This window comes from Stenotrophomonas sp. INTA L402-1 (genome assembly GCF_059295135.1).
The window spans coordinates 1-21014 of the sequence record NZ_JCAFWP010000028.1 but is presented as its reverse complement, the minus strand read 5'-3'; the positions used below and the strand labels follow the sequence as shown (position 1 = coordinate 21014).

At 67.8% G+C, this 21014-nt stretch carries 26 protein-coding genes; 20 read left to right on the top strand and 6 right to left on the bottom strand.

Features of this window, described 5'->3' with window-relative positions; translation table 11 throughout:
- Positions 1-260: 260 nt before the first annotated feature.
- The 3 genes from hda to AC5O77_RS15445 are packed head-to-tail and all read right to left on the bottom strand — an operon-like array spanning position 261 to position 3273.
- A complete protein-coding gene (gene hda / locus AC5O77_RS15455) occupies positions 261-968 on the bottom strand; it encodes a DnaA regulatory inactivator Hda (protein ID WP_032130359.1) in 708 nt (235 codons plus the stop codon).
- The gene (locus AC5O77_RS15450; RefSeq protein ID WP_032130360.1) at positions 968-2137 is read right to left on the bottom strand and encodes an AI-2E family transporter; all 1170 of its coding nucleotides are present in this window, start codon (positions 2135-2137) and stop codon (positions 968-970) included. Before AC5O77_RS15450 ends, hda begins: the two co-directional genes overlap by 1 nt.
- A complete protein-coding gene (locus AC5O77_RS15445; RefSeq protein ID WP_153856460.1) occupies positions 2134-3273 on the bottom strand; it encodes a DUF2066 domain-containing protein in 1140 nt (379 codons plus the stop codon). Before AC5O77_RS15445 ends, AC5O77_RS15450 begins: the two co-directional genes overlap by 4 nt.
- 99 nt (positions 3274-3372) lie before the next feature.
- Between AC5O77_RS15445 and purM the strand changes: the two genes are divergently transcribed.
- The 7 genes from purM (at position 3373) to AC5O77_RS15410 (ending at position 8299) form a co-directional block, all read left to right on the top strand.
- Positions 3373-4431, top strand: a complete 1059-nt coding sequence (gene purM / locus AC5O77_RS15440; RefSeq protein WP_125894165.1) for a phosphoribosylformylglycinamidine cyclo-ligase — start codon at positions 3373-3375, stop codon at positions 4429-4431.
- Positions 4432-4453: 22 nt separating this feature from the next.
- Complete coding sequence (locus AC5O77_RS15435; RefSeq protein ID WP_494506948.1) at positions 4454-4942, top strand: hypothetical protein; 489 nt, start codon at positions 4454-4456, stop codon at positions 4940-4942.
- Entirely contained in the window at positions 4939-5361 is a 423-nt protein-coding gene (locus AC5O77_RS15430) for a hypothetical protein (RefSeq protein ID WP_494506947.1), read from the top strand. Before AC5O77_RS15435 ends, AC5O77_RS15430 begins: the two co-directional genes overlap by 4 nt.
- 41 nt (positions 5362-5402) lie before the next feature.
- Positions 5403-6065, top strand: coding sequence for a DUF2238 domain-containing protein (locus tag AC5O77_RS15425; protein ID WP_049398166.1), 663 nt, complete (start codon positions 5403-5405; stop codon positions 6063-6065).
- Positions 6062-6721: a phosphoribosylglycinamide formyltransferase gene (gene purN, locus AC5O77_RS15420; RefSeq protein WP_049398165.1), complete on the top strand. Its 660-nt coding sequence runs from the start codon at positions 6062-6064 to the stop codon at positions 6719-6721. The genes AC5O77_RS15425 and purN overlap by 4 nt, the downstream gene beginning before the upstream one ends.
- Positions 6722-6788: 67 nt before the next feature.
- Complete coding sequence (locus tag AC5O77_RS15415) at positions 6789-7613, top strand: DUF3108 domain-containing protein (RefSeq protein ID WP_049462886.1); 825 nt, start codon at positions 6789-6791, stop codon at positions 7611-7613.
- Between the two features lie 2 nt (positions 7614-7615).
- Entirely contained in the window at positions 7616-8299 is a 684-nt protein-coding gene (locus AC5O77_RS15410) for a DUF3108 domain-containing protein (protein ID WP_010483632.1), read from the top strand.
- Positions 8300-8412: 113 nt separating this feature from the next.
- Here the strand turns inward: AC5O77_RS15410 and AC5O77_RS15405 are convergent, their stop codons facing one another.
- From AC5O77_RS15405 to AC5O77_RS15395, 3 genes are read right to left on the bottom strand one after another with little or no spacing between them, the layout of a single operon-like run.
- Positions 8413-8742 (bottom strand): hypothetical protein, encoded by a 330-nt coding sequence (locus AC5O77_RS15405; RefSeq protein ID WP_032130368.1) that lies wholly within the window; start codon positions 8740-8742, stop codon positions 8413-8415.
- The gene (gene murA, locus AC5O77_RS15400; RefSeq protein ID WP_049462885.1) at positions 8739-10010 is read right to left on the bottom strand and encodes a UDP-N-acetylglucosamine 1-carboxyvinyltransferase; all 1272 of its coding nucleotides are present in this window, start codon (positions 10008-10010) and stop codon (positions 8739-8741) included. The genes AC5O77_RS15405 and murA overlap by 4 nt, the downstream gene beginning before the upstream one ends.
- 21 nt (positions 10011-10031) lie before the next feature.
- A complete protein-coding gene (locus AC5O77_RS15395) occupies positions 10032-10262 on the bottom strand; it encodes a BolA family protein (protein ID WP_005408396.1) in 231 nt (76 codons plus the stop codon).
- A 54-nt stretch (positions 10263-10316) separates the two neighbouring features.
- Between AC5O77_RS15395 and AC5O77_RS15390 the strand changes: the two genes are divergently transcribed.
- The 13 genes from AC5O77_RS15390 to ptsP all read left to right on the top strand — a co-directional run bounded on the left by AC5O77_RS15390 (position 10317) and on the right by ptsP (position 20872).
- Complete coding sequence (locus tag AC5O77_RS15390; protein WP_049421533.1) at positions 10317-11318, top strand: KpsF/GutQ family sugar-phosphate isomerase; 1002 nt, start codon at positions 10317-10319, stop codon at positions 11316-11318.
- A gap of 66 nt (positions 11319-11384) precedes the next feature.
- Positions 11385-11933, top strand: coding sequence for a KdsC family phosphatase (locus AC5O77_RS15385; protein ID WP_049398160.1), 549 nt, complete (start codon positions 11385-11387; stop codon positions 11931-11933).
- A complete protein-coding gene (gene lptC, locus AC5O77_RS15380; RefSeq protein ID WP_049462883.1) occupies positions 11930-12505 on the top strand; it encodes an LPS export ABC transporter periplasmic protein LptC in 576 nt (191 codons plus the stop codon). The genes AC5O77_RS15385 and lptC overlap by 4 nt, the downstream gene beginning before the upstream one ends.
- 104 nt (positions 12506-12609) lie before the next feature.
- Positions 12610-13161 (top strand): lipopolysaccharide transport periplasmic protein LptA, encoded by a 552-nt coding sequence (lptA, locus tag AC5O77_RS15375; RefSeq protein WP_049462882.1) that lies wholly within the window; start codon positions 12610-12612, stop codon positions 13159-13161.
- On the top strand, positions 13161-13880 hold the full coding sequence (gene lptB / locus AC5O77_RS15370; protein ID WP_049400688.1) for an LPS export ABC transporter ATP-binding protein: 720 nt from the start codon (positions 13161-13163) through the stop codon (positions 13878-13880). The genes lptA and lptB overlap by 1 nt, the downstream gene beginning before the upstream one ends.
- Before the next feature lie 39 nt (positions 13881-13919).
- Complete coding sequence (locus tag AC5O77_RS15365; protein WP_494506946.1) at positions 13920-15344, top strand: RNA polymerase factor sigma-54; 1425 nt, start codon at positions 13920-13922, stop codon at positions 15342-15344.
- A gap of 58 nt (positions 15345-15402) precedes the next feature.
- Complete coding sequence (gene hpf / locus AC5O77_RS15360) at positions 15403-15720, top strand: ribosome hibernation-promoting factor, HPF/YfiA family (RefSeq protein ID WP_004147311.1); 318 nt, start codon at positions 15403-15405, stop codon at positions 15718-15720.
- Positions 15721-15741: 21 nt separating this feature from the next.
- On the top strand, positions 15742-16194 hold the full coding sequence (locus AC5O77_RS15355) for a PTS sugar transporter subunit IIA (RefSeq protein ID WP_494506945.1): 453 nt from the start codon (positions 15742-15744) through the stop codon (positions 16192-16194).
- Complete coding sequence (hprK, locus tag AC5O77_RS15350; RefSeq protein ID WP_005408388.1) at positions 16191-17141, top strand: HPr(Ser) kinase/phosphatase; 951 nt, start codon at positions 16191-16193, stop codon at positions 17139-17141. Before AC5O77_RS15355 ends, hprK begins: the two co-directional genes overlap by 4 nt.
- A gap of 27 nt (positions 17142-17168) precedes the next feature.
- Positions 17169-18053 (top strand): RNase adapter RapZ, encoded by an 885-nt coding sequence (gene rapZ / locus AC5O77_RS15345; RefSeq protein WP_494506944.1) that lies wholly within the window; start codon positions 17169-17171, stop codon positions 18051-18053.
- A gap of 392 nt (positions 18054-18445) precedes the next feature.
- A complete protein-coding gene (locus AC5O77_RS15340) occupies positions 18446-18838 on the top strand; it encodes a PTS sugar transporter subunit IIA (protein ID WP_014036239.1) in 393 nt (130 codons plus the stop codon).
- A complete protein-coding gene (locus tag AC5O77_RS15335; RefSeq protein ID WP_005408385.1) occupies positions 18831-19100 on the top strand; it encodes an HPr family phosphocarrier protein in 270 nt (89 codons plus the stop codon). Before AC5O77_RS15340 ends, AC5O77_RS15335 begins: the two co-directional genes overlap by 8 nt.
- A 2-nt stretch (positions 19101-19102) precedes the next feature.
- Positions 19103-20872, top strand: coding sequence for a phosphoenolpyruvate--protein phosphotransferase (gene ptsP / locus AC5O77_RS15330; protein ID WP_494506943.1), 1770 nt, complete (start codon positions 19103-19105; stop codon positions 20870-20872).
- Positions 20873-21014: the final 142 nt, after the last annotated feature.

The following is a 21014-nucleotide window of genomic DNA, read 5'->3' as shown; positions in this document are numbered from 1 at the left end:
CCAACAGCAGTGCAGTACGCAGTCCCGGCAGATCGCGGGAACCTGTCGAAGGCGGGGTGGCTCAGGTTGCGGGGGCGTGAGCGCCATGGATGGCGCGATCGAGGCTACATGGACGTACTTGCGCCGTCCCCCGCAACCTGAGCCACCCCGCCTCCCCTCAGGAAGCCAGCTTCTGCTGTTGCTTCAGCTCTTGCTGTTGCCGGCCAGCGGCCGGCACTACGGCGGGTGCAGGGCGCAGCCCTGCAAAGCAAACCCCAACCTCAGTAACGCGGCCGGCCTTCTTCCAGCACCTGGCGCAGGAACGGCACGGTGATCCGCCGCTTCGCCGCCAGCGACTCGCGGTCCAGCCAGTCCAGCAGCGTGATCAATCCACCCAGCTCGCGACCGGTGTGCGACAGCAGCCACTCGATCGAGGCCTCGTCGATCGCCAGCCCACGCCGCAGCGCGCGCTCACGCAGCACCGCTGCCCGTCCTTCCTCATCCAGCGGCTGCAGCAGCACACGCACGCACTGGCCCAGCCGCGAACGCAGATCGGGCAGTACCAGGCCCAGTTCTTCCGGCGCCTTCTGCGCCGTGTACAGCACGGTCACGCCCGCAGCGCGCGCGCGGTTGTGGAAATCGAACAGCGCGATCTCGTCCTCGCGGTTGCCGGCCACCTCGTCCAGGCCGTCCAGCGCCACCAGCTCGCGCGCCTCCAGCCCATCCAACGCCGCGCGTACGCGGCCGGCGGCGCTGGCCAGCGGTACGTAGGTCGGCAGTCGCCCGGCCTGCTCGGCGCTGGAGCACATCGCCAGTGCCTGGTGGGTCTTGCCCGTGCCCGCCGCACCTTCCAGATAGACCCAATCGTGGCTGGCACCCACCGCGATAGCGCGCAGCTGCGCCAGCGCGCCGTCCGGCGCGCCGATGAAGGTCTCCAGGCGCTGGTCCCGCGGGTAATGCAGGGCCAGCGGCAGTTGCGGCACACCCATCACTTCAGGTCGGGGCCCTTGTCGTTCGGAATGATGATATGGGGGGCATCGACCACGCCATCAAGCACGATCGCCGGCTTCTCACCCACGTACAGCTCGCTCTGGCGATAACGCTGGTGCGCGTAGCGCAGCAGCACGTTGGTCACCGCTGCCACCGGCAACGCCAGCAGCATGCCGAGGAAGCCGAACAGCTGGCCGCCGGCCATCACCGCGAAGATCACTGCCACCGGGTGCAGGCCGATCTTGTCGCCGACGATGCGCGGGGTCAGTACGTAACTTTCCAGCAGCTGGCCCACGGTGAACACCACGCCGACCAGGATCAGCAGCTTCAGGTCGAAGCCCTGTGCCTGCACCAGTGCGGCGACCACCGCCATCAGGATGCCGGTGGTCGCGCCCAGGTAGGGAATGAAGCTGATCAGGCCGGCAATCAGGCCGATCAGCAGACCCAGCTTGAGGCCGACCAGCGACAGGCCGCCGGCATAGATCACACCCAGCGCCAGCATCACCAGGAACTGACCGCGGATGAAGGCGCCCAGCACCTCGTTGGACTCACGCGCCAATGCGCTGATGGTGCCGATCTGGTTGCGCGGAATCACCGACGCCACGCGCTCGACCAGCTTGTCCCAGTCACGCAGGAAGTAGAACGCCAGGATCGGCAGCAGCAGGATGTTGACCACCCAGGTCACCATCGCAAAGCCCGAACGCGAGACGTAGCCCATGAACGTGGTGGCGAAGCCGCCGGCCTGCTGCCAGTGGCTGCGCACCCATTCGATCAGGCGGTCCGGGTCCAGCCACTGCATCACTTCCAGGCCGGTCTTCTGCTCGAACCAGGGAATGCCCTTTTCCATCAGCCACGCCTGTGCCTGCGGCGCGACCGCAATCAGGGTGGTGATCTGGCGCTCGATCATCGGCACCAGCACCAGCAGCAGCGCCACGATCACCAGCACCATCGCCGCGAATACCAGTACCACGCCGGTCATGCGCGAACGGCCGGTGGCCTCGATGCGGTCCACCAGCGGATCGCCCAGCCAGGCCAGCGCCAGCGCCAGCACGAACGGGGTCAGGATCGGCGCCAGCAACCACACCACCCAGCCGATCAGGCCGGCGAACAGGATGTACTTCAGGCGGCGCAGGAACTGCGCGATTTCCGCTTCCGGGGTCAGGTTCATCGCAGGCGGTACTCGTTGCTGACCGGCGCAGCGACCGGGGCACCGGTGGTGTCGTCGATCGGCGTCGGCAGGGCCGGCAGCGGTGCGCTCGGCACCAGCACGCCGTTGTCGCCCAGCATGCGGTTGAAGCCGGCCAGGCCGGTGGTCATCTCCAGGCTCAGCTCCAGCTGGCCGGCCGAAGCGTGCAGCGGGGTGACGTTGCGCACCACCGGCACCTCACGCAGGCCGGCAGCCAGGCGCAGGTAGTCGTCGGCACTGTTGATGCCGGTGACCACCACCCGATAGGTGCCGGCCTGGCCGACGGCCGCGCCGGCCTTGGCATAGCGCTTGACCAGCGCATCGGCGGCGCCGTCGGCACCGGCGGCCATCGCGCGCATGGCGTTGGCGTCCTTGCTGGTCCACTTGTTCAGCTCACGGCCGTTGTCGACGAACACCCAGTCCGCCTGCCAGCCGCCGTTGGCGCGGTACAGCTTGCCGATCAGCTGCATCGGCGGCGCGTAGCGCGAAGAGGCACGGGCCACGGCGGCACTGTCCTGGCGCCAGATGGCACCGGCCAGCGCCTGTTCGGCGGCACCACCGCTGGGCAGGCCCAGCTTGTAGCCGCGCTCGATGGCGCGGTTCAGCAACGGGCGGGCGGCGTTGGCCTGCTGCACGCTGACCAGGCGCGGACCGCTGCCGTCATCGACGGCCAGCCACAGCACCGGCTTCGGTCGGGGCTGCGGCCACAGCGGCAGGCCCAGCGCCGACACCAGCGAATCGACATCGTCCTCGCGGAAGCGGGCCACCAGCAGGGTACGGAAGCTGGGGGCGCCACTGGCGCTCACGCTCTGGTCCTGCTTGTAGTCGTAGCTGGCCACGTAATCCTTGGCATTGCGCAGCGCCTGCGCCACGCCAGGGCGCGACATCACGCTGCGATCGCCGGACAACTTGCCCAGTACAACGCTCAAGGCGCGGGCCAGGGCGCCGTTGCGGTCGGCTTCGGCCTGGCTGTTGACGGGCACTTCGGCCTCGTACGCGCCAGTGGCGGTGGCAACATCACCCTCGGTGCGCAGGCCGCTCTGGGCCATCGTGGCCACCGGCAGGCTCAGCGCAAGGAGCAGGGTCAGAATCAGGCTGCGGCGCATCAGGACATCCATTGGCTCGACGTATCCGGGGGAATTGTTGCCCGAATACGGCCTTTGCGCCAATGCGGCCTGTTAAAATCGCCCGTTCAACCCCTGCCAGCGCCGACGCCCGTGACCAACACCCCGTCTTCCGCCCCCTCCCCCCTCACCTACCGTGACGCGGGTGTCGACATCGACGCCGGCAACGAACTGGTCGAGCGGATCAAGCCCCTGGTCAAGCGCAGCTTCCGCCCGGAAGTGATGGGCGGCCTGGGCGGCTTCGGCGCCCTGTTCGACCTGTCCAACAAGTACCGCGAGCCGGTGCTGGTGTCGGGCACCGACGGCGTGGGCACCAAGCTGAAGCTGGCCCACCAGCTGAACCGCCACGATACGATCGGCATCGATCTGGTCGCCATGTGCGTGAACGACGTGCTGGTGCAGGGTGCCGAACCGCTGTTCTTCCTGGACTACTTCGCCACCGGCAAGCTGGACATCGACACCGCCGCGGCGGTCGTGGGCGGCATCGCCAACGGCTGCACCGAGGCCGGCTGCGCGCTGATCGGCGGCGAAACCGCTGAAATGCCCGACATGTATGCCCCGGGCGAGTACGACCTGGCCGGCTTCACCGTCGCCGCGGTCGAGAAGAGCGAGCTGAAGGATGGCGCCAGCGTGGCTGCCGGCGACGTGCTGATCGGCATCGCTTCGTCCGGCCCGCATTCCAACGGCTACTCGCTGGTGCGCCGCATCTACGACCGCGCCGGCCGCCCGGCCGAGCTGGAGCTGGAAGGCGGCGTGAAGCTGGTCGATGCGCTGATGGCGCCGACCCGCCTGTACGTGAAGCCGATCCTGTCGCTGCTGAAGTCGCACGGCGCGGCCATCCACGGCATGGCCCACATCACCGGTGGCGGCCTGACCGAGAACATCATCCGCGTGGTGCCCGACGGCCTCGGCCTGGACATCCAGGCCTCGGCCTGGACCCTGCCGCCGGTGTTCCAGTGGCTGCAGAAGGAAGGCGCGGTAGCCGACAGCGAGATGTGGCGCACCTTCAACTGCGGTATCGGCTTCGTGCTGATCGTGGCGCCGGACCAGGTGGCCGCGGTATCCGATGCGGTCAAGGCGCAGGGCCTGGAGCACTGGACCATCGGCCAGGTGGTCACCGCCGAAGGCGCCGAGCGCGTCCACATCGCCTGATCCCGACAACCCAGGAGCCCGCATGGACGCAACGCCCCCCTTGTCGCCCGCCCCCGTGCCGCCGCCGCTGGCGACGGTACCGGTGTTCAGCGCGCAGGATGCTGACCACCTGCGCATGCTGGCCATCGCGCACTACGTGGTCGGCGGCCTGATCGTGCTGTTCTCGCTGATCTTCATCATCCACATCGTGCTGGGCATCACCGCGCTCAGCGGCAACCTGCCGATGAATTCCGGCGGCCAGCCGTCGTCGCCGGCCGAACAGCGCCTGTTCGGCTGGATGTTCACCCTCATCGGTTGCGTCGCCGTATTCGGTGGCGTCAGCCTGGGCGCGTTCGTCGCCTATGCCGGCCGCTGCCTGGCCCAGAGACGCCGCTACCTGCTGTGCCTGATCGCGGCCGGCCTGGCCTGCCTGTTCACCCCCATCGGCACGGTGCTGGGGGTGTTCAGCCTGATCACCCTGCTGCGCCCGCAGGTGAAGGCCGCCTTCGACCTTCCCGCCACGCCCGCATGACCGCCTCCGGCAATCCGCCGCCGCTGCCGCATCAGACCCTGGCGCAGCTGCAGCTGATCAGCCATCTGCAGACGCTGAAAGTGCTGTTCTACGCGTTGGCCGGCTTCCATTGGTTCGCCACAGTGGCGTTCCTTGGCCTCAGCGGATGGGTGGCCCACTCGCGCGGGCTGGACGATGCCTGGATGCTGACCACGGTCTATGCGTCCATCGCCGTGCTGGCGGCCGTGCTGGGGTTCGTGCAGTTGTATACCGCGCGCCAGCTGTCACATCGCACCGGGCTGGCCTGGTGCCGGCGCGCGGCGTGGCTGGGCGTACTGGCCGGCCCGCTGGGCATGGCCTTGGCCGCCTATGCCTGGGTGTTCCTGTCCAAACCTGACATGGCCGCGCTGTTCGACCGCGGCGACCACCTCAGTGTCTGAACCTGCCGGCAGACGCCCCGTCCTTTCCTGATCGATTTCCCATGTCCGCGCCTGCCCTCCCGACGTCCGCTTCGCCCACCACCCACCGTTTCTCGGGCCCCAAGAAGCTGGCCTTTGCCGCCGTGCTTGCGGTGTTCGCAATCAGCTGGGTCCACCCGCTGTGGCCTACCGAACAGGCCCTGCACAGCACCCTGACCGTGATCGGGCTGGCCGCGCTGCTGTGGGTCGACCGTCGCGGCGGCTGGCTGGGCAACGGCGCCTTCATCGCGATCTGCGGCTTCATCGCCCTGCACTGCGTGGCCGCGCGCTGGCTGTATTCCAACGTGCCCTACGACGCCTGGGCGCAGACGCTGAGCGGCTGGTCGCCGAATGCGGCCTTCGGCTGGCAGCGCAACCATTTCGATCGCCTCATCCACTTCCTGTTCGGCGTCTGCTTCACTCCTGCGCTGCTGCAGCTTGCCCGCCATGCGTGGCCGGCGCTGCGCCTGGGCCAGGCCTTCACCCTGGCGGTGATGACGGTGATGTGTGCCAGCCTGGTGTACGAATGGTTCGAGTGGGCCATCGCGCTGGCGCTGTCGCCGGATGCTGCCGAGGCCTACAACGGGCAGCAGGGCGACATGTGGGACGCGCACGCCGACATGCTGATGGCCACCCTCGGCAGCCTGCTGATCTGGCCGCTGATCCGCCGGAGCGCCCAGCAGTGACCGCGACCACCCGCATTGCCGTGCTCGCCTCCGGCCGCGGCAGCAACCTGCAGGCCATCCTCGATGCCATTGCCGACGGCCGACTGCCCGCCGAGGTGGTCGGCGTGTTTTCCGACCGCCCCGCCGCAGAGGCCCTGCAGCGCGTCGCACCGAACCTGCGCTGGGCGCATGCACCGAAGTCCTTCAGCGACCGCGCCAGCTACGAGCAGGCGCTCGGCGATGCGCTGGCCGCAGTACAACCGGACTGGATCGTCTGCGCCGGCTACATGCGCATCCTCGGCGCGGCCTTCGTACAGCGCTTCAATGGCCGGCTGGTCAACATCCATCCATCGCTGCTGCCGCTGCACAAGGGCTTGGACACCCACGCCCGGGCGCTGCAGGCGGGCGACGCCGAGCACGGTGCCAGCGTGCATCTGGTCGTGCCCGAGCTGGATGCGGGCGCCGTGCTGGCGCAGGTGCGGGTGCCGGTGCTGCCCGGCGATGACGCCGACAGCCTGGCCGCGCGCGTGCTGGCGGTGGAGCATCCGCTGCTGATCGCCACCCTGCAGCTGTTGTGCGCCGGCCGCCTGGCTGAACGGGAGGGCCAGCCGCAACTGGACGGTCACCCCCTGTTTAGCCCGTTGGCCCTAGATTCCGCCGGGAACCTGAACCGGTAGTCCCCATGCACACGCCCCGCTGACTGCGGGGCTGGCATCCTGCCCCCTCCTGCGGTCCCTGTCCTCCATGAAGACCACGACCCTGCTGTCCACTCCATTGCTGTTGTCGCTTGCCGTGTTCCCCGGCGTGGGCTGGGGCCAGGCACAGGCGCCCGCCACCCCGCCGGCACCCGTGCCCGCAGCGCAGCCGCCAGCCGATGCGCCGGCCGTACCGATGCCACCGGCACTGGCCTGGGAGCCACCGCCGCTGCAACCGTTCAGCGCCACCTACCAGGCCTTCTACAAGGGCAAGGAAGCGGGCGATGCCAGCATGCAGGTCACCCACACCGGCGGCAGCCAGTGGCGGGTGGACATGCAGGTGGTCGGCCGCCGCGGCTTTGCCAGCGTGCTGGGCCTGAACATCGAACAGAGCACGGTGTTCGAGGAGCGCAGCGGCGTGTATGCGCCGCTCAGCCAGAGTACGGTGCGCAAGGGCCTGTTCCTGGGCAAGAAGGCGGTCGGCACCTACAACTGGCAGGCCGGCACCGCGCAATGGACCGGTGACGTCAAGAAGGAACGCGCGCAGCCGATCCCGCTGCAGGCAGGCGACCAGAGCGCGCTGCTGATCAACCTGGCGATCATGCGCGATGCGCGTCCAGGCGCCTCCATGCATTACCGCTACGTGGACATGGGCAAGGTCCGCGAACACGACTACCAGGCCGCGCCGCAGACCGAGAACGTCGAGGTCGGCGACCTGTCCTACAACGCACTGCGGGTCTACCGGACCAACGGTGGCAGAAACGAAACCATTCTCTGGATCGCCAACGGTGTCCCCACCCCGGTGCGCATCCTGCAACGCGAAGACGGCGAAGACCGCGTCGATCTGCGCCTGATCGAATACCAAGGAGTCTGAGCATGAATACCCTGACCCGCCCCCTCACCTGGATCGCAGCCGCTGCCCTGACCGTGGCCAGCCTGCCGGCCATGGCGCTGGAACCGTTCAAGGCCGATTACCTGGCCAGCTACATGGGCATGCAGGCCAACGGCACCATGACCCTGGCCAGCGAAGGCAGCAACAAGTGGCGCTACAGCCTGCAGGTGAAGAACCAGCTGGCCGACCTCAGCCAGAGCACGGTGTTCGAGGAAGTGCGTGGCCAGCTGCGCCCGCTCAGCAGCCAGGACCGTTCGGCGCTGCTGGTGAAGAAGCGCAACGTGCAGGCCAACTACAACTGGACCAGCAACCAGGCCACCTGGACCGGTGACATCAAGCCGGATCGCGCTGGCCCGATTGCGCTGAAAGCCGGTGACATGGACGCGCTGCTGATCAACCTGGCGATCGCCCGTGACCTGGCGGCGGGCAAGCCGCTGACCTATCGCATGGTCGACGAAGGCCGCATCAAGAACATGACGTACCGTGTGATCGGCAAGGAATCGATCACCGTGGGCGGCAAGAGCTACGAGGCCACCAAGGTCTCGCGCGCCGACGGCAACAAGGAGCTGATCGCCTGGATCGTGCCGGAATTCCCGGTGCCGGCGCGCATGCTGCAGCGTGAGAGCGGCCGCGATGCGCTGGACCTGACCATCAAGGCGATGAACTGACCGGAGATCCACGTCATCCACGCATGGCGTGGATCTACTTCACGTTCCAGTAGATCCACGCCATGCGTGGATGGGTGTATCCCAAAGAAACGCCCGCTTTCGCGGGCGTTTTCTTATTTCTTCGCTTCAGCCGGTTTCTGTTCCTCGGCCGGCTTGAACTCGGTCCGGCAGTCCACGCGGATCTGCTCACCGGTGCTGCGCCAGACGAAGGTGCGGCAATGACGGTTGCCGTCCTGGCTGTCGTTCACCGCGACCGCATAGAACGACTCGATGATTTCATCACGCGAGACCGTGCCGTCGCCGTTCCAGTCCATGTCCTTCTGCTCGATGCCCTGGGTGATGGCGATGTTGGCGTACCAGGCATAGCCCAGCCACGCCAGCACGATCAGCACCAGCGCCAGCAGCGCCTTGCGACGCGGGCTGAACTTGCCGCGCAGGATCATGGCACGCGCCGGATGGTGGCACCGAGCGAAGACAGCTTCTCTTCGATGTTCTCGTAGCCACGATCAAGGTGGTAGATGCGGTCGATGGTGGTATCGCCGCTGGCCATCAGGCCGGCCAGGATCAGCGAGGCCGAGGCGCGCAGGTCGGTGGCCATCACCGGCGCGCCGCTCAGGTGCTCGTTGCCACGCACGATGGCGGTATGCCCTTCGACCTGGATGTCCGCGCCCAGGCGCAGCAGTTCGTTGACGTGCATGAAACGGTTCTCGAAGATCGTTTCGTTGATCACGCCCACGCCGTCGGCCACGCAGTTGAGCGCCATGAACTGCGCCTGCATGTCGGTCGGGAACGCCGGGTACGGCGCGGTGGTCAGGTTGACCGCCTTCGGCCGCTTGCCCTGCATGTCCAGGGTGATGCTGTCGTCGGTGGTCTCGATCTTCGCACCGGCTTCGACCAGCTTGGACAGTACCGCGTCCATGGTGTTCGGGCGCGCACGGTTGACCGTGACCTTGCCACCGGTCATCGCTGCGGCCACCAGGAAGGTGCCGGTCTCGATACGGTCGGGCAGCACTTCGTGGCGGCCACCGGACAGGCGCTCGACGCCTTCGATCACCAGGCGGGCAGTGCCCAGGCCTTCGATTTTCGCGCCCAGCGCGATCAGGCAGTGCGCCAGATCGGTCACTTCCGGTTCCATCGCGCAGTTGTCGAGGATGGTGGTGCCTTCGGCCAGCACCGCGCCCATCAGCACGTTCTCGGTGCCGGTGACGCTGACCATGTCGAAGGTGAAGTGCCCCCCCTTCAGCCGCTTGGCGGTGGCCTTGATGAAGCCGTTCTCGACCACGATCTCGGCACCCAGCGCCTGCAGGCCCTTGATGTGCTGGTCGACCGGACGCGAACCGATCGCGCAGCCGCCCGGCAGCGATACTTCGGCCGCGCCGAAGCGGGCCAGCAGCGGGCCCAGCACCAGGATCGAGGCGCGCATGGTCTTGACCAGCTCGTACGGTGCCACGTGCTGGTTGACCGAACGCGGGTCGACCACGATCGCACTGCCGCGCGACAGCGTGCCCTGGTCGATGGTGACCTTGGCGCCCAGCTCGCCCAGCAGCTTCACCGTGGTGACCACGTCGTGCAGGTGCGGCACGTTGGTGATCTCCACCGGCGCATCGGCCAGCAGGGTCGCGCAGAGAATGGGGAGGACGGCGTTCTTGGCGCCGGAGATGCTCACTTCACCGTGCAGCGCAGCGCCGCCGGTCACAACGATCTTGGCCATGTATTCGGGATCTTCTGCGGTTCAGCCGGCTTCGGCCGGGGTCACGGTTTTCAGCGCCAGCGCGTGGATCGCGCCGCCCATCAGGTCGCCCAGCGTGGCATACACCATGCGGTGGCGGGCCAGCGGCATCTTGCCGGCGAAGGCCTCGCAGACCACGGTCGCTTCGAAATGCACGCCATCGTCGCCCTGCACGTCGGCGCGGGCGCCGGGCAGGCCGGTTTCGATCAGATTGCGGATGGTGTCGGCGTCCAACGGGCTTTCCTAATAAAATGTGCCTCCATTCTACTTCCGCTGCGTGGCGTCCGCATGGCCGAATCCCTGTTGCCCCCCCGTTCCGTCGACCCTGCCGGCCTGGTCGCCAGCGGCCGCCGCGTCTTCGAGATCGAGCGGCAGGCGCTGGACGCCGTGGCCGACCGCCTTGGCGAGGCGTTCCAGCAGGCCTGCCAGGCGATCCTGGCCAGCCGCGGCCGGGTGGTCGCCACCGGCATGGGCAAGTCCGGGCACATCGCCCGCAAGATCGCGGCCACCCTGGCGTCCACCGGTACGCCGGCGTTCTACGTGCACCCGGGTGAAGCCGGCCACGGCGACCTCGGCATGATCACCGAGGACGACGTGGTGCTGGCCCTGTCCTATTCGGGCGAGTCAGACGAGGTGCTGATGCTGCTGCCGGTGCTCAAGCGCCAGGGCAACGTGCTGATTTCCATGACCGGGCGCCCACAGTCCAGCCTGGCCACCGCCGCCGACATCCACCTGGACGTGAGCGTGCCGGCCGAGGCCTGTCCGCTGGCGCTGGCGCCGACCTCCAGCACCACCGCCTCGCTGGCAATGGGCGACGCGCTGGCCGTGGCCCTGCTCGACGCACGCGGCTTCACCGCCGACGATTTCGCCCGTTCACACCCGGCCGGCAGCCTCGGCCGCCGCCTGCTGCTGCACATCACCGACGTGATGCACACCGGCGACGACCTGCCCAGCGTGGGCGCCGACGCCAGTCTCAGTGAAGCGCTGATGGAGATGAGCCGCAAACGGCTGGGCATGACCGCCGTGGTCGATGCCGGCGGCGTGCTGATCGGCCTGTTCACCGACGGCGACCTGCGCCGCGCGCTGGACAGCGCGCTGGACGTGCGCACGGCGAAGATCGCCGATGTGATGACGCGCAACCCGCGCACCATCGGCGCCGACCAGCTGGCGGTGGAGGCGGCCCGGCTGATGGAGACCCACAAGATCACCGGCCTGATCGTGGTCGATGGCCAGGGGCGTGCGGTCGGCGCCCTGAACATTCATGACCTGTTGCGGGCCCGGGTGGTTTAACCGACAGTCCGTAGACCCCATTCAGTCTGTACTGCCCCACCCGAACCCACCGAGCCTGCCGCCCTGATGCCCTGGTCCCCCTTGCCCGCCTTCCCTGCCCACCTGCATGCCGCCGCGGCCCGTATCCGCTTGGCCTGCTTCGACGTGGACGGCACCCTCACCGACGGTCGGCTGTACTACGACAAGGACGGCAACGAGAGCAAGGCGTACTTCGTGCAGGATGGCCTGGGCCTGAAACTGCTGCAGCAGCACGGCATCCACCCCGTGCTGATCACCGCGCGCAACAGCCAGTCCGCGCTCAAGCGCGGCGCCGACCTCGGCATCGACACCCAGATCGCCGTGGGCGACAAGCTGGCCAGCGTGCAGGCGCTGTGCGCGCAGCATGGCATCGGCCTGGAACAGGTGGCCTTCATGGGCGATGACCTGCCGGACCTGGCGCCGCTGGGCGCGGTCGGCCTGGCGGTGGCGCCGGCCAACGCCCATCCGTGGATCGCCGAGCGCGTGCACTGGCAGACCCGTGCCGATGGCGGGCGTGGCGCCGCGCGCGAGCTGTGTGACATCCTGCTGGCCGCGCAGGGGCATGTGGATGCGGTGCTGGCGAGGTTCGGCGCATGAACCTGCCGACCGTGAACTGGCGCACCCTGCTCGGCATCGGCCTGCTGCTGGCCGCCCTGCTGAGCAGCTGGGCGGCGCTGCGCAACCGCGACAAGGGGCCAGCCAGTGGCGGCCAGGAAGTGGGCGTGGATTACATCCTGCACGACTTCCAGATCGTCGCCCTGGATGAGCACGGCAAGGAATCGACCACTCTCCGCGCACCGTTGCTGGAACGCCAGCGCGGTGACCAGACCATCAACATCGCCACGCCGTTGTTCGAGATGCCGGACAAGGATGGCAGGCACTGGACCCTGCGTGCCGAAACCGGCTGGCTCAGCGCCAAGGGCGACGAGATGAAGCTGCGCGGCAATGTCGCCGGCGACAGCCCGGTCGGCCCGGGCACGGTGCCAACCACCTTCCGCACCGACCATCTGGACGTGTTCCCGAAGGAAAACCGCGCCCGCACCGACGCCCTGGTGACCATGACCCGCCCGGGCATGGAACAGTCCGGTGTCGGCTTCGAAGTGGATTCGAAGAACAACACGTATCATTTCCTCAGCCAGTCCAAGGGCCGCTACACGCCCAAACGCTGATTCCGCCGCCAGCCTGCGACGTCTCCGGACAGGCGCAAGGCCGGCAGCCCCACCCGCCCGCCCCCGGTCCACCCGGGAGGCCCCCACCGGTAGAACGGACCCCGATGAAGATTCCCTTTGCCGCCGTACTCGCGCTTGGTCTTCTTGTCCCCAGCGCCGCCTTCGCCAAGTCCACCGACCGCAACGAAGACATGCACATCGATTCCGGCGCCCAGTCGGGCATGCTCACCGGCGACGGCAAGACCGTGCTGTCGCAGGGCGTGATCATCACCCAGGGCACGCTGGACCTGCGCTCGTCCGAGGCCGAGATCTACCTCAAGGACGGCGAAGCGGTGCGTGTGGTGTTCACCGGCAAGCAGGCCAAGATGAAGCAGCAGCTCGATGATGGCACCTGGATGGACGCGCTGGCCGATCGCATCGACTACGACATCAAGACCGAGATCATCACCCTGACCGGCAACTACAAGGTCACCAGCGCGCGCGGCACCAATGCCGGCCAGCGCATGATCTACAACACCCGCACCGGCGAAATGAACTCCGGTGGTGACGGCAGCCGCGTGCGCACCGTCATCCCGCCGAAGAACAAGACCCCGGCCGCACCTGCGGCACAGCCCAAGGCCACCACGCCGGCACAGCCGGCCGGGAGCAGGAAGTAATGCTCGTCGCCAAGGGCCTGCGCAAGAAGTACAAGCAACGCGAAGTCGTCAAGGACTTCGGGCTGACCCTCGACGCCGGTGAAGTGGTCGGCCTGCTCGGCCCCAACGGCGCCGGCAAGACCACCTGCTTCTACATGATCGTCGGCCTGGTTGCCGCCGATGCTGGCAGCATCGTGCTCGACGGCAAGGACATCACCGGCGACCCGATGTATACCCGGGCCAAGCAGGGCGTGGGTTACCTGCCGCAGGAGCCGTCGGTGTTCCGCAAGCTGACCGTGGCCGACAACATCCGCCTGGTGCTGGAGCTGCGCGAGGGCCTGGATTCGGCTGGCCGCGAGCGTGAATTGAACAGCCTGCTCGACGAACTGCAGCTGGGCCACGTCGCCGACCAGCTCGGCGCCAGCCTGTCCGGTGGCGAACGTCGCCGCTGCGAGATCGCCCGTGCCCTGGCCGCGCAGCCGCGCCTGATCCTGCTCGACGAACCGTTCGCCGGCGTCGACCCGATTTCCGTCGGCGAGATCCAGCGCATCGTCACCCATCTCAAGCAGCGTGGCATCGGTGTGCTGATCACCGACCACAACGTGCGCGAGACCTTGGGTATCTGCGACCGCGCGTATATCCTCGCCGAGGGCAGCGTGCTGGCCCAGGGTTCGCCGGAAGCGATCCTGGACAACGCCGATGTACGTCGCGTCTACCTCGGGGATTCCTTCAAGCTGTGAAGCAGTCGCCGGGTTCCTCTCCTTCCTTTCGGCACAGGCATGAAGACTCGGCTGCAGACATCGTTGGGACAGCAGCTGGTGCTCACGCCCCAGTTGCAGCAGGCGATCAAGCTGCTGCAGATGTCCACCACCGAGCTGGAGCTGGAGATCGCCCAGGCGGTGGAAAGCAATCCGCTGCTGGACTGGGCCGACAGCAGTGATAGCAGCAGCGCCGGCAACGAAGGCAGCGATGGCAACGACGGTGACGCCCCCGCAGAACGTACCGATGCTGGTGACGACTGGGCACCGGCCGAACTGGACTGGAGCGCGGCCGGCAGCGGCGGCAGCTTCGACGATGACGACGACAACGGCAGCGCCGCCGAGCGCGTAGCCGAAACCGAAACACTGGCCGACCATCTGCTGTGGCAGCTGCATCTGTCGCATCTGTCCTCGCGTGATCGCAGTATCGGTGCCGCACTGATCGATGCGCTGGACGACGACGGTTACCTGCGCGAGCCGCTGGCCACCATCGCCGAAACCCTGTTGCCGGCGATCCACGCCGACGAGGACGAGATCCTCGCCGTGCTGCATCGCATCCAGCGTTTCGATCCGGTCGGTGTGGCTGCACGCACGCTGGGCGAATGCCTGCTGCTGCAGCTGGATGTGCTGGCCGGTGACACGCCCGGCCTGGTGCTGGCGCGACAGATTGCCGCAGGCCCGCTGGAACGGCTGCCGCGCAGCGGCGTCGCCGGGCTGGCCCATGAACTGAAACAGCCCCTGGACGAGGTCGAGACCGCAGTCACCCTGCTGCGCTCGCTGGACCCGCGCCCGGGCACGCAGATCGCACCGCTGTCGCAGGACACCTACGTAGTGCCGGATGTGGTGGTGTGGCGGCAGAACGGCGTATGGCGCGCAGCGCTGGCCGCGCATGCCGGGCCGAAGGTGGTGATCCACCGCGGCTACGAACAGCTGATCCGACGTTGTGGCGACGCCGATGCCGGCTACCTGCGTGCCCAGCTGCAGGAAGCGCGCTGGCTGCTGAAAGGGCTGCAGCAGCGTGGCGAAACCCTGCTGCGGGTGGTACGCAGCCTGATCCTGCAGCAGGCCGGCTTCCTCGAATTCGGCGAGCAGGCGCTGCGTCCACTGACCCTGCGCGAGATCGCCACCGAGCTCGGCCTGCACGAATCCACGGTCTCGCGCGCGATCGCCCGCAAGCACGTGCGTACCCCGCGCGGCACCCTGCCGCTGCGCGCCTTCTTCGCCTCGGGCATCGATACCGAGGGCGGTGGCGAGGCGTCCAGCACGGCCATCCAGGCGATGATCCGGCGCCTGATCGACGACGAGAACCCGCGCAAGCCGCTTTCTGACGCCAAGCTGGCTGACCTGCTCAAATCGTCGGGAATTCCAGTAGCGCGACGCACCGTGGCGAAGTATCGTGAAGCCATGAACATTTCCGCCTCGCACGAAAGGGTCAGAATCGCTTGACGCGCCGCCGCGCCCGGCGGAGAGGTTCATTGGCACATCCGAACACAGGAGAAACCCGATGCGCATCGAAACGTTTGGCAAAGATGTCGAAGTTACCCCGGCCCTGCAGTCCTATGTAGAGGAGAAGCTGGCCCGGATCGGCAAACACTTCGACCAGCACTGCGAAGCGCGGGTGACCCTCAAGCTGCAGAAGACCGAACACCACGTCGACGCCAGCCTCAACATTCCCGGCCAGACCCTGCACGCCGAGGCCAATGCCCAGACCATGTATGCCGCGATCGACCTGCTTGCGGACAAGCTTGACCGTCTGGTGATCAAGCACAAGGAGAAAAAACAGCAGCACGCACCGCTGCCGGTGGGCGACAATGGTGGCTGATCGCCACCGTTCCCCGCAGACATGCCCCTGACTGACCTCCTGGCGGCCGTGCAGACCCAGCTCTGCACGGCCACCGACCGCGACAGCGTCCTGCAGGCCGCCGCCGGGTTGCTGGCCTGCCGCCAGGCCAACGCCGAACAGATCTATCTGAACCTGTGCCAGCGCGAAGCGCTGGGCAGCACCGCGATCGGTCACGGCATCGCCATTCCCCACGGCCGCGCGCCAGCCCTGGACCGCCCCCGAGGCGCCCTGCTGCGGTTGGCCACCCCGGTCGACTTCGGTGGCGACGAGCCGGTGGACCTGGTGTTCGCCATGGCCGTCCCCGCCCACTACACCCACCAGCACCTGATGCTGCTGTCCGAGCTGGCCGAGCTGTTTTCGGCGCCCGACATCCGCCAGGCCCTGCGCGAAGCGGGCGATGCCCGGGCGCTGCGCGAGGCGCTGGACATGACCCCACCTGCGAGTGCCGCATGAATACCAGCATCACCGCCCGTGAACTGTTCGAACAGCAGCGCGAGCGGCTGGGGCTGCGCTGGGCTGCCGGCAAGTCCGGCGAGAAGCGCGAGCTGGAGGCCGGCAACACGGTCTCGCGGCGTCCGTCGCTGGCCGGCTACCTCAATGCGATCTACCCCAACAAGGTGCAGATCCTGGGCACCGAGGAACTGTCCTGGCTGGATGCGCTGGAGCCGCGCCAGCGTTGGGAGACCATCGAAAAGATCATGCAGTCGCACCCGCTGGCGCTGGTGCTGACCCGCAACCAGGCCTGCCCGGAAGACCTGCGCGCCGCTGCTGACGAATCCGGCACGCCGCTGTGGCTGTCGCCCAAGCGCGGCCACGAACTGCTGAACCATCTGTCCTACCACCTGGCGCGTACGCTGGCGCCGCGGGTGATCCTGCATGGCGTGTTCATGGAGATCTACTCCATCGGCGTGCTGATCACCGGTGAGGCCGGATCGGGCAAGAGCGAGCTGGCGCTGGAACTGCTCAGTCGCGGCCACCGCCTGGTCGCCGATGATGCGCCCGAATTCACCCAGATCGCGCCCGACGTGCTCGATGGCACCTGCCCCGAACTGCTGCAGGACCTGCTGGAAGTGCGCGGCCTGGGCGTGCTGAACGTGCGCGAGATGTTCGGCGACACGGCTGTAAAGAAGAACAAGTACCTTCGGCTGATCGTCCACCTGACCAAGCCGATGACCGAACCCACCCCGCATGGCTACGAGCGCCTGACCGGCGACTCGGGCACCCGCCATGTGCTGGACCTGGATGTACCGCTGATCACCCTGCCGGTGATGCCCGGCCGCAACCTGGCCGTGCTGACCGAGGCCGCGACCCGCCTGCACATCCTGCGCACCAAGGGCATCGACCCGGCGGCCATGTTCATCGCCCGCCACAGCAACCTGCTGGAACGGCGAACACCCTGATTCCCCTGTCCTTCGAAGAGCCTGTCCATGAGCACCGTCACCCCCTCCGCCCCGACCCTGATCATCGTCAGCGGCCTGTCCGGCTCGGGTAAATCCGTCGCCCTGAAGACCTTCGAGGACCAGGACTACTACTGCTCGGACAACCTGCCGATCAATCTGCTGCCCGACTTCGTGCGCAGCCTGCTGGCCAACCACGACGGCAGCGCACCACGCCGCCTGGCAGTAGGCATCGACGTGCGCGGCCAGGCCGACCTGAGCCAGCTGGGCGACTGGCGGCAGCTGGCCACCGATGCCGGCGTGGAAGTGAAGGTGCTGTTCTTCGAGGCCAGCGACGAGGCCGTGCTCAAACGCTACGCCGACACCCGCCGCCGCCATCCACTGAGCCAGCTGGGCCTGTCGCTGCCCGAAGCGATCGCGCGTGAGCGTGAATTGACCGCACCGCTGCGCCGCGAGGCCGATGCGGTGATCGATACCAGCAATCTCAACGTGCATCAGCTGCGGCGGCGGATCATCACCGAGTTCACGATGGACCATGCCACCGGCCTGTCGTTGCTGTTCGAATCGTTCGCCTACAAGCGCGGCGTGCCGGCCGAGGCTGACTTCGTGTTCGATGCGCGGGTGCTGCCCAATCCACACTGGGACCCGGATCTGCGTGCGCTGAGTGGCCGCGAACCGGGCGTGCGTGATTACCTGGAAGCGCAACCGGACGTGCAGCGCTACTTGGCCCAGCTGACGGATTTCCTCGATACCTGGCTGCCGAAGCTGGGGGATGGCACGCGCAGCTACGTGACCGTGGCGTTTGGCTGCACCGGCGGCAAGCACCGCTCGGTGTTCCTGGCCGAACGCATGGCGCGCCACGCCCGTGAGATGGGCTGGGAAGACGTGGCGACCTACCACCGCGAACAGGATTGAGGGGGTCGGCCGGGCTGCGCCCGGCACCCGCAGAGGCCACGTCAACGGCAAGAGCGGGATTACGTGGGATGGCGGGGCGGTGTGGGTCTGCAGGACACGCCGTAAACCCGTCCATGGGGGCTCGATGGCGCCATCCATGGCGCCAACGGTCCTGCAGACCCACACCGCCCCACCTCTGACAGATTCCGTGTGCTGTTGGTAGGTGTCGACCTTGGTCGACACGGCAGATCCACGCCATGCGTGGATGAATCCCGGTCAGGCATCGAAAAACGGATGGGGTCGGATCCTTTTCCAACGGAAAAGGGCTCCGACCCGAGCAACACTGAATACGGGACACAGTGCCCCTCATCTGCTGCTATCGCCAATTCACCTTGACCTGTTAACGTGCAGTAATGACCTGTGGCATTCTCCTCGTAACACATCCCGGGGTCGGGACCGCCCTGCTTGACGTGGCGACCCGGCTCCTGCGGCAATTGCCGCTGAAAACCGAAGCTTTCGAAGTACCGTTCGACGCAGACCTGGACGCCCTGCTCCCGCTCGCCTCGGCCGCTCTGCGGCGGGTCGACAGTGGTGAAGGCGTGCTGATCCTGACCGACCTGTACGGCGCCAGCCCCGCCAACCTTGCCGGGCAGCTGGCCCGGCTGGGGACCCCGGTTCGCCGGGTGTCGGCGCTGAGCCTGCCGATGTTGCTGCGGGTGATGAATTATCCGGAACAGGGACTGGATCAACTGCCCGCCACAGCCGCGGCGGGTACCCGTAATGGAGCGATAGTCGACGATGCTTGAACGAGAACTCACCGTGAGCAACCGCCTGGGCCTGCACGCCCGGGCCACCGCCAAGCTGGTGCAGACCCTGGCGCCGTTCCGCTGCAACGTGACCATGGCCGCCAAGGGCCGTGAGATCAACGCCAAGAGCATCATGGGCGTGATGCTGCTGGCCGCCGGCCAGGGCACCCCGGTCACGGTGCGCATCAACGGCGAGGACGAAGCCGCCGCGATGGAAGCGGTGGTCGGCCTGTTCGAACGCCGCTTCGACGAGGACAGCTGAGCGTGCCACGCGCGCGCGCCGGCCAGGTCCCCTCCGGCCAGCGGCCGGTACAGCTGCTGGCCGGGCACGGTGCTGCCCGTGGCGCAGCGATGGGCCGGGCGCGGGTGCGCCTGCCACATGCGCTGGAAGTGGCCGAGCAGCGCGTCGCCGCCCATCAGGTCGAGGCCGAGCTGGCCCGCCTGCACCGCGCGGTGGATGCCGCGCGCACGGAAATGCACGAACTGCGGCAGCGCCTGCATGGCGCCCTGAACCAGGAGGTGGGCGAGTTCCTCGACCTGCATGCCCTGCTGCTGGACGACCCCGAGCTGTTGTTCGGGCTGGACGAACTGATCCGCAGCGGCCCGTACAGCGCCGGCTATGCGTTGCGCCTGCAGCGTGACCGCCTGGCCAAGGTCTTCGATGGCATGGACGATGCCTATCTGAAGAGCCGCATGGACGACCTAGACCATGTGATCGGCCGCATCCACGCCTTCCTGCAGCCCGAACGCCCGCCGGCAATGAAAGGCCTGGCCGGTGAAATCCTGGTCTGCGACAACATCGCGCCCTCCGAGCTTGCCCAGTTGCAGGCGCAGGGCGTGGTCGGCATCGTCACCGCCGCCGGCAGCGCGCTGTCGCACAGTGCGATCCTGGCGCGCAGCCTGCATCTGCCCTTGATCGTCAACGTGCCGCAGCTGCTCGGCCGCATCGCCGATGGCGACGTGCTGATCATCGATGGCGCCGACGGCAGCATCACCGCCAACCCGCAGGCCGACAACCTGCGCGACTACCGCGCGCGCCTGAAAGAACATGCGCGCGAGCAGCGCGAGCTCGGCCGCCTGCGCAGCAAACCCAGCCGTACCCGCGACCAGGTCGACATCGCCCTGCTGGCCAATGCCGAATCGCTGGAGGACGTCACCCAGGCGCATGCGCTGGGCGCGCAGGGGCTGGGCCTGTACCGCACCGAATTCCTGTTCCTGCAGCGCAACGAGCTGCCGGACGAAGAAGAACAGTTCCAGACCTACCGCGATGCCGCGTTGGGCATGAGCGGGCGACCGGTCACCATCCGCACGCTCGATCTGGGCGCGGACAAGGCCGACCGCACCGGCCTGACCCTGAGCAACGAAGAAAACCCGGCTCTGGGACTGCGCGGCGTACGCCTGTCGCTGGCACGGCCCAAGGTGGCCGACACCCAGCTGCGCGCGATCCTGCGCGCCTCTGCCTACGGCAAGCTGCGCGTACTGGTGCCGATGGTCAGCACCCGCGAGGAACTGCTGGCGGTGCGCCGGCGCATGCTCAAGCTGACCGAGCAGCTGCGCAGCGAAGGCCACATGGTGTCCGACCATGTGCCGCTTGGGGCGATGATCGAGGTGCCCGCTGCGGCGTTGGCGCTGGAGAGCTTCATCGACCTGGTCGACTTCCTGTCGATCGGCACCAACGACCTGGTGCAGTACCTGCTGGCCGCTGACCGCAACAACGAGGCACTGGGCGAGCTGTATTCGCCGCTGCATCCGGCCGTGCTGCGGTTGCTGCAGATGGTGATCGAGACCGGCGCGCGGCATCGCATTCCGGTGGCGGTCTGCGGTGAGATGGCCGGTGATGCACGGATGACTCCGCTGCTGCTGGCGCTGGGCCTGAGCGAATTCAGCCTGCACCCCGGCACCCTGCTGGAGGTGCGCCGCGCGATCCGCGAGGCCGACCTGGCCGCGCTGCGCGCGCGCGCACCGAAGCTGCTGGCCGCACGCGACCGTCGCGCGATCGAGCGCTGGCTGGCGCTGGTGGCGGATACGCCCTGAGCGCCAAGGGTAGTGCCGGGCCCCGGCCCGGCGCCGGAACGCCCCCCCGGGGGGCGCCTGGCCGCCCCCCCCCCGCCCCGACCCCCCCCCCCGCCCACTCGTAGAGACCCCCCCCGACACATAATGAGACACGGAAAACCCC

Bases quoted from the DNA above. Each gene is read 5' to 3' on its own strand.
- hda (WP_032130359.1), bottom strand. From the start codon at position 968: ATGGGTGTGCCGCAACTGCCGCTGGCCCTGCATTACCCGCGGGACCAG.
- AC5O77_RS15450 (WP_032130360.1), bottom strand. From the start codon at position 2,137: ATGAACCTGACCCCGGAAGCGGAAATCGCGCAGTTCCTGCGCCGCCTG.
- AC5O77_RS15445 (WP_153856460.1), bottom strand. From the start codon at position 3,273: ATGGATGTCCTGATGCGCCGCAGCCTGATTCTGACCCTGCTCCTTGCG.
- AC5O77_RS15435 (WP_494506948.1), top strand. From the start codon at position 4,454: ATGGACGCAACGCCCCCCTTGTCGCCCGCCCCCGTGCCGCCGCCGCTG.
- AC5O77_RS15430 (WP_494506947.1), top strand. From the start codon at position 4,939: ATGACCGCCTCCGGCAATCCGCCGCCGCTGCCGCATCAGACCCTGGCG.
- AC5O77_RS15425 (WP_049398166.1), top strand. From the start codon at position 5,403: ATGTCCGCGCCTGCCCTCCCGACGTCCGCTTCGCCCACCACCCACCGT.
- AC5O77_RS15415 (WP_049462886.1), top strand. From the start codon at position 6,789: ATGAAGACCACGACCCTGCTGTCCACTCCATTGCTGTTGTCGCTTGCC.
- AC5O77_RS15410 (WP_010483632.1), top strand. From the start codon at position 7,616: ATGAATACCCTGACCCGCCCCCTCACCTGGATCGCAGCCGCTGCCCTG.
- AC5O77_RS15405 (WP_032130368.1), bottom strand. From the start codon at position 8,742: ATGATCCTGCGCGGCAAGTTCAGCCCGCGTCGCAAGGCGCTGCTGGCG.
- murA (WP_049462885.1), bottom strand. From the start codon at position 10,010: ATGGCCAAGATCGTTGTGACCGGCGGCGCTGCGCTGCACGGTGAAGTG.
- AC5O77_RS15390 (WP_049421533.1), top strand. From the start codon at position 10,317: ATGGCCGAATCCCTGTTGCCCCCCCGTTCCGTCGACCCTGCCGGCCTG.
- AC5O77_RS15385 (WP_049398160.1), top strand. From the start codon at position 11,385: ATGCCCTGGTCCCCCTTGCCCGCCTTCCCTGCCCACCTGCATGCCGCC.
- lptC (WP_049462883.1), top strand. From the start codon at position 11,930: ATGAACCTGCCGACCGTGAACTGGCGCACCCTGCTCGGCATCGGCCTG.
- lptA (WP_049462882.1), top strand. From the start codon at position 12,610: ATGAAGATTCCCTTTGCCGCCGTACTCGCGCTTGGTCTTCTTGTCCCC.
- lptB (WP_049400688.1), top strand. From the start codon at position 13,161: ATGCTCGTCGCCAAGGGCCTGCGCAAGAAGTACAAGCAACGCGAAGTC.
- AC5O77_RS15365 (WP_494506946.1), top strand. From the start codon at position 13,920: ATGAAGACTCGGCTGCAGACATCGTTGGGACAGCAGCTGGTGCTCACG.
- hpf (WP_004147311.1), top strand. From the start codon at position 15,403: ATGCGCATCGAAACGTTTGGCAAAGATGTCGAAGTTACCCCGGCCCTG.
- AC5O77_RS15355 (WP_494506945.1), top strand. From the start codon at position 15,742: ATGCCCCTGACTGACCTCCTGGCGGCCGTGCAGACCCAGCTCTGCACG.
- hprK (WP_005408388.1), top strand. From the start codon at position 16,191: ATGAATACCAGCATCACCGCCCGTGAACTGTTCGAACAGCAGCGCGAG.
- rapZ (WP_494506944.1), top strand. From the start codon at position 17,169: ATGAGCACCGTCACCCCCTCCGCCCCGACCCTGATCATCGTCAGCGGC.
- AC5O77_RS15340 (WP_014036239.1), top strand. From the start codon at position 18,446: ATGACCTGTGGCATTCTCCTCGTAACACATCCCGGGGTCGGGACCGCC.
- AC5O77_RS15335 (WP_005408385.1), top strand. From the start codon at position 18,831: ATGCTTGAACGAGAACTCACCGTGAGCAACCGCCTGGGCCTGCACGCC.